Consider the following 4,757-nt stretch of genomic DNA (forward strand, 5'->3'; position numbering starts at 1 on the left):
CGATCGTGACGCGCGGACTGCACGGCCGGCACGCCCCGCGCGCGTCGCGCGCGATGCCGATGACGACATCAAGGTCCATCACGACGCCGCTGGGTCGCTGCGCCTGTCCAAGCGCATGTCTGAGCTCGGCCTGTGTTCGCGTCGCGAAGCCGACGAGTGGATCGCCAAGGGCTGGGTTCGCGTCGACGGCAAGGTCGTGACCGAACTCGGCACGAAGATCCTGCCGACCCAGGACATCACCGTCGTGCAGGCTGCGCACAAGGAGCAGGCCAACCGCATGACGATTCTGCTGCACAAGCCCGTGGGCTACGTCTCCGCACAGGCAGAAGACGGCTACGAGCCCGCTGTCGTGCTGGTCACGCGCGAGCATCACTGGGCCGAGGACGATGCCGGCGTGCGCTTCTCGCCGTCGCATCTACGCAGTCTCGCGCCCGCCGGACGCCTCGACATCGACTCGACCGGCCTGCTCGTTCTGACGCAAGACGGTCGCATTGCCAAGCAACTGATCGGGGAAGATTCGGATATCGAGAAGGAGTACCTCGTGCGCGTCTCGTATAACGAGCATGTCGAGAACGTTCAGGCGCATTTCCCGACAGACCGTCTGGCCCTGCTGCGTTACGGCCTGGAACTCGACGATCAACCGCTCAAACCCGCACAGGTCGAGTGGCAGAACCCGGAGCAACTGCGCTTCGTGCTCAAGGAAGGCAAGAAACGCCAGATCCGCCGGATGTGCGAACTGGTCGGCCTGCATGTGACCGGCCTCAAGCGCGTTCGCATGGGACGCATCACGCTGGGCAACCTGCCCGTTGGTGAGTGGCGCTATCTGCGCGCCGGCGAAGGCTTCTGAGTCGGCGACATCGCCCATGAAAAAGCCCGCCATCGAGGCGGGCTCAGCGTTCAGACGAACCCCATGTTTTTCGGAGCATGGGGTTTTGTCTTTCAGGCGAGGGCATTATCGGACTGGCCCGCGATCCGGTCCAGACGCTCGGCAAGATCAGCCAATTGCCGCGTATCAGGTTAACGCGGTGCGGCCTCGTCCCCACGTCAGTCGTCGCTATTGGGATCCAGTCCCGGAAAGAGAATCTCGGTAAATCCAAACTTGCTGAAGTCGGTAATGCGCATCGGGTAGAGCTTGCCGATCAGGTGGTCGCACTCGTGTTGAACGACCCGGGCGTGAAAGCCCTCAGCCACGCGGTCGATCGCTCGGCCATACTGGTCGACCCCCTCGTAGCGCAGCATCGAATAACGATTGACCATGCCGCGCAGCCCCGGCACCGACAAGCAGCCTTCCCAGCCCTCTTCCATGTCCTGCGTGAGCGGCGTGATGACGGGATTGATGAGCACGGTTTCAGGCACTTCGGGCGCGTCCGGGTAGCGCTCGTTATGCTCGAAGCCGAAGATCACCACCTGCAGATCAACGCCGATCTGCGGCGCCGCCAGTCCCGCGCCGTTTGCGTGCTTCATGGTGTCGAACATGTCGGCGATCAGCTCCCGCAACTCGGGCGTGTCGAAATGTTCCACGGGTTTGGCGATGCGCAGCAGGCGCGGATCGCCCATCTTCAGGATGTCGCGAATCATCGATTGGATCCTCCCATCAAAGCGCGGCCAACATCGCCCGCATAGCGTCTTCGTCCAGCACGGGCACACCCAGTGCCTCGGCCTTCGCCAACTTGCTGCCGGCTTCTGCGCCCGCGACCACGTAGTCGGTTTTCGCAGAAACCGAGCCGGCAACCTTTGCTCCCCGCTCCTCCAGCATGGCTTTCGCCTCGTCGCGCGAGAGCGTCGGCAGCGTGCCTGTGAGCACGAAGGTCTTGCCGGCCAGCGGCAGCGGTGCCGCAGCCGCCGGCTCAGATTCCACCCAGGTCACGCCCGCCGCCCGCAGTTGCTCAATCACTTCGACATTATGCGGTTCGCCAAAGAAATTGGCGATGGATTGGGCCACAATCGGTCCGACGTCGGGCACGGCCAGCAATTCCTCGGTGCTCGCCGCCATCACATTGTCGAGCTTGCCAAAATGACGCGCGAGATCCTTCGCCGTCGCCTCGCCCACATGGCGAATACCCAACGCGAAGATGAACCGCGCCAGCGTCGTGTGACGGGCCGTCTCCAGCGCCGCCACGAGATTGGACGCCGACTTGTCGGCCATCCGGTCAAGCGCGGCAAGCTTCGCCACGCCCAGTTTGAACAGATCCGCAGGCGTGCGAATGATGTGCTGGTCAACCAGCTGCTCCACGAGCTTGTCGCCAAGCCCCTCGATGTCGAGCGCCCGACGCTGGGCGAAGTGCAGCAACGCCTGCTTGCGCTGCGCCGCGCAAATCAAGCCGCCCGTGCATCGCGCGATCACCTCGTCGGGCAGTTTCTCGATGGCCGATCCGCACACCGGGCACGCCGTCGGCATGACGAACGCTCTTGCATCGTCCGGTCGACGCTCGAGCACCGATCCGACGACTTCCGGAATCACATCGCCCGCCCGGCGCACGATCACCGTATCGCCAATCATTACGTCCTTGCGGCGAATCTCGTCTTCGTTGTGCAGCGTAGCATTCGTGACGGTCGCCCCGCCGACAAAGACGGGCGAGAGCCGCGCCACCGGCGTAATTGCCCCGGTTCGCCCCACCTGCACTTCGATGTCGAGCAACGTCGTCAGCGCCTCCTGCGCCGGAAACTTGTGCGCCAGCGCGAAGCGCGGGGCGCGTGAGACAAATCCAAGCCGATCCTGCTCGTCGCGACGGTTGACCTTGTAGACGACGCCATCGATGTCGTAAGGCAGCGTCTCACGCGCCTCTCCCACCGCGCGGTAGAACGCCAGCAACCCCTGTGCGCCCCGCACGACTTCGCGCCGCTCGTTGACCGGAATTCCGAGCGTGACATACCAGTCGAGCAATGCCGAGTGCGTCTCCGGCATCGGGACACCCACCAGCTCCCCCACCCCGTAAGCAAAGAACGACAACGGGCGCTTCGCCGTAATCCTCGAATCGAGCTGTCGCAGACTGCCCGCCGCCGCGTTGCGCGGATTGACGAACACCTTCTCGTGCGCCGCTTCCTGCGCCCGATTGAGCTTGTCGAAGTCGGCCCGGAACATCAGCACTTCACCCCGCACCTCGAGCACTTCGGGCGGGTTATCGGTCTTCAGGCGCAGCGGAATCGTCTTGATCGTGCGGATGTTCGCGGTGACCTCCTCGCCCGTCGTGCCGTCGCCACGCGTGGCTGCCTGCACGAGCACCCCGCGCTCATAGCGTAAAGCGATCGCGAGCCCGTCAAACTTCAGCTCGGCCGCATATTCGACGGGGGCGCCGAACAGATCGCCGGTGGGTGCGCCACCATCGCGCAGTCCATCCGACACGCGACGATCGAACGCTTCAACATCCTCGTCGGCAAAGCCGTTGTTCAGCGAGAGCATCGGCACGCGATGCACGACCTGCGCGAACCCTTCCACCGGCTTGCCACCCACACGTTGCGTGGGCGAATCGGGACGCTTCAATTCGGGATGATTCGTCTCGAGCGCGACCAGTTCGGCAAACAGGCGGTCGTACTCGGCATCCGGAATCAGCGGCGCATCCTCTTCGTAGTACGCGCGGTTGTGACGCACCAACTCGGCACGCAACTCGGCCGCGCGGCGGGCGGCGGGCGATGCATCGGTAGCGGTAGGGGCGTTCGCGCCCTGACCCGGAACAGAAGTTTGGGACATGCAAGCAGACTCGGGAGACGGGAAGTCAGGACATTATGCCTTCGACGTACGCAACTGCGCGTTGTCGATCGCTTTCATCCATCAATTGGAACAAAAAACGCCGCTCACCCGACGGTGAACGGCGTGCGTCGAACACGGCATCCGACGGGTCGTCGTCTGCCGCGCTTCGGTTCGAAATTACTGGCTGAACAGGCGGCGCGTGACGGGCGAGCCCGCCGGCAAACCACGCGCCTCGAGGCGTTCGTAGAGCTTGAGCAATTGCTTGTCGACGTTTTGCAGCGCAGCATCGGAGAGCGGTCGACGCTGATCGTCCACCACGCGGCCCCCAATGCGTTGTCCGATCGAACGTGCGTAATCGCACATCAGACGGAACGGCAGCAGGTCCTCGTCGGCCACCGGCACATCGAGCAGCATCGTGATCAGATCGCCGCCCTTGTATGTCAGGTCGTCACGCAGGAAGTTGGTGTCGCCGAACTGCAGCATGAACACCGGATTCTGGCGTGCATCGAGCTTGACGAACCGCATGCCGTCGCGTGAGAGCAGCAGCCCGTCTTGCGTGGCGACCGCCTGCACGTAGTTGGCCGACCACGGCGCGCCGTCCGAAAGCACGTTCACCGACAGTTGGGCATCGCATTGCGCGGCAAAGCTGTCGAGTTCGCGGCCGCGGGCGACCGTCTCCACCATGTCGGGCAATTCGGGCAACGCGTCAGCCGCATCGGCGAGCGTCTGCACGAGATTCGAAAACTCGGAGAACTCGACCTCATTCAGGGCGCCCGCGCGGTTGGCCAACTGTACAGCCATGCGCAACTGGTGGTAGCGCCCGCCGGAGCGAATCAACTCCCACGGCGAATGCTCGTCGGCACGGCCCTCGATGTTGACGGGTTTGCTGCCCGCGCGGCGCATGCGTACCGTCAGCGGCATCAAACGCTCCGCCGCGATCACATTGGCCAACGGCAGCGCAACGACGCAGTCGATGCGCTCGTCGATGACCGGCGGCGGACCGCTCGGCGCAGCCGGCGGTGCCGCCACGGGCACCACGGTCGCAGCCGCTGCCTCGGGCGTGGCAGCC

At 64.2% G+C, this 4,757-nt stretch carries 4 protein-coding genes; 1 reads left to right on the top strand and 3 read right to left on the bottom strand.

The window, feature by feature from the left end; all coding sequences use genetic code 11:
• The coding region (locus A985_RS0100105; protein WP_017231401.1) for a pseudouridine synthase at positions 1-847 on the top strand (847 nt) is incomplete at its 5' end.
• Between the two features lie 197 nt (positions 848-1,044).
• Here A985_RS0100105 and def read toward each other — a convergent pair.
• The 3 genes from def to A985_RS23635 form a co-directional block, all read right to left on the bottom strand.
• On the bottom strand, positions 1,045-1,578 hold the full coding sequence (gene def / locus A985_RS0100110) for a peptide deformylase (protein ID WP_017231402.1): 534 nt from the start codon (positions 1,576-1,578) through the stop codon (positions 1,045-1,047).
• Between the two features lie 16 nt (positions 1,579-1,594).
• Entirely contained in the window at positions 1,595-3,688 is a 2,094-nt protein-coding gene (ligA, locus tag A985_RS0100115; RefSeq protein ID WP_017231403.1) for an NAD-dependent DNA ligase LigA, read from the bottom strand.
• Between the two features lie 177 nt (positions 3,689-3,865).
• Positions 3,866-4,757, bottom strand: an 892-nt coding sequence (locus tag A985_RS23635) for a cell division protein ZipA C-terminal FtsZ-binding domain-containing protein (protein ID WP_017231404.1), incomplete at its 5' end; no start/stop codon positions are given.

This window comes from Pandoraea sp. B-6 (assembly GCF_000282835.1).
GTDB lineage: Bacteria > Pseudomonadota > Gammaproteobacteria > Burkholderiales > Burkholderiaceae > Pandoraea > Pandoraea cepalis.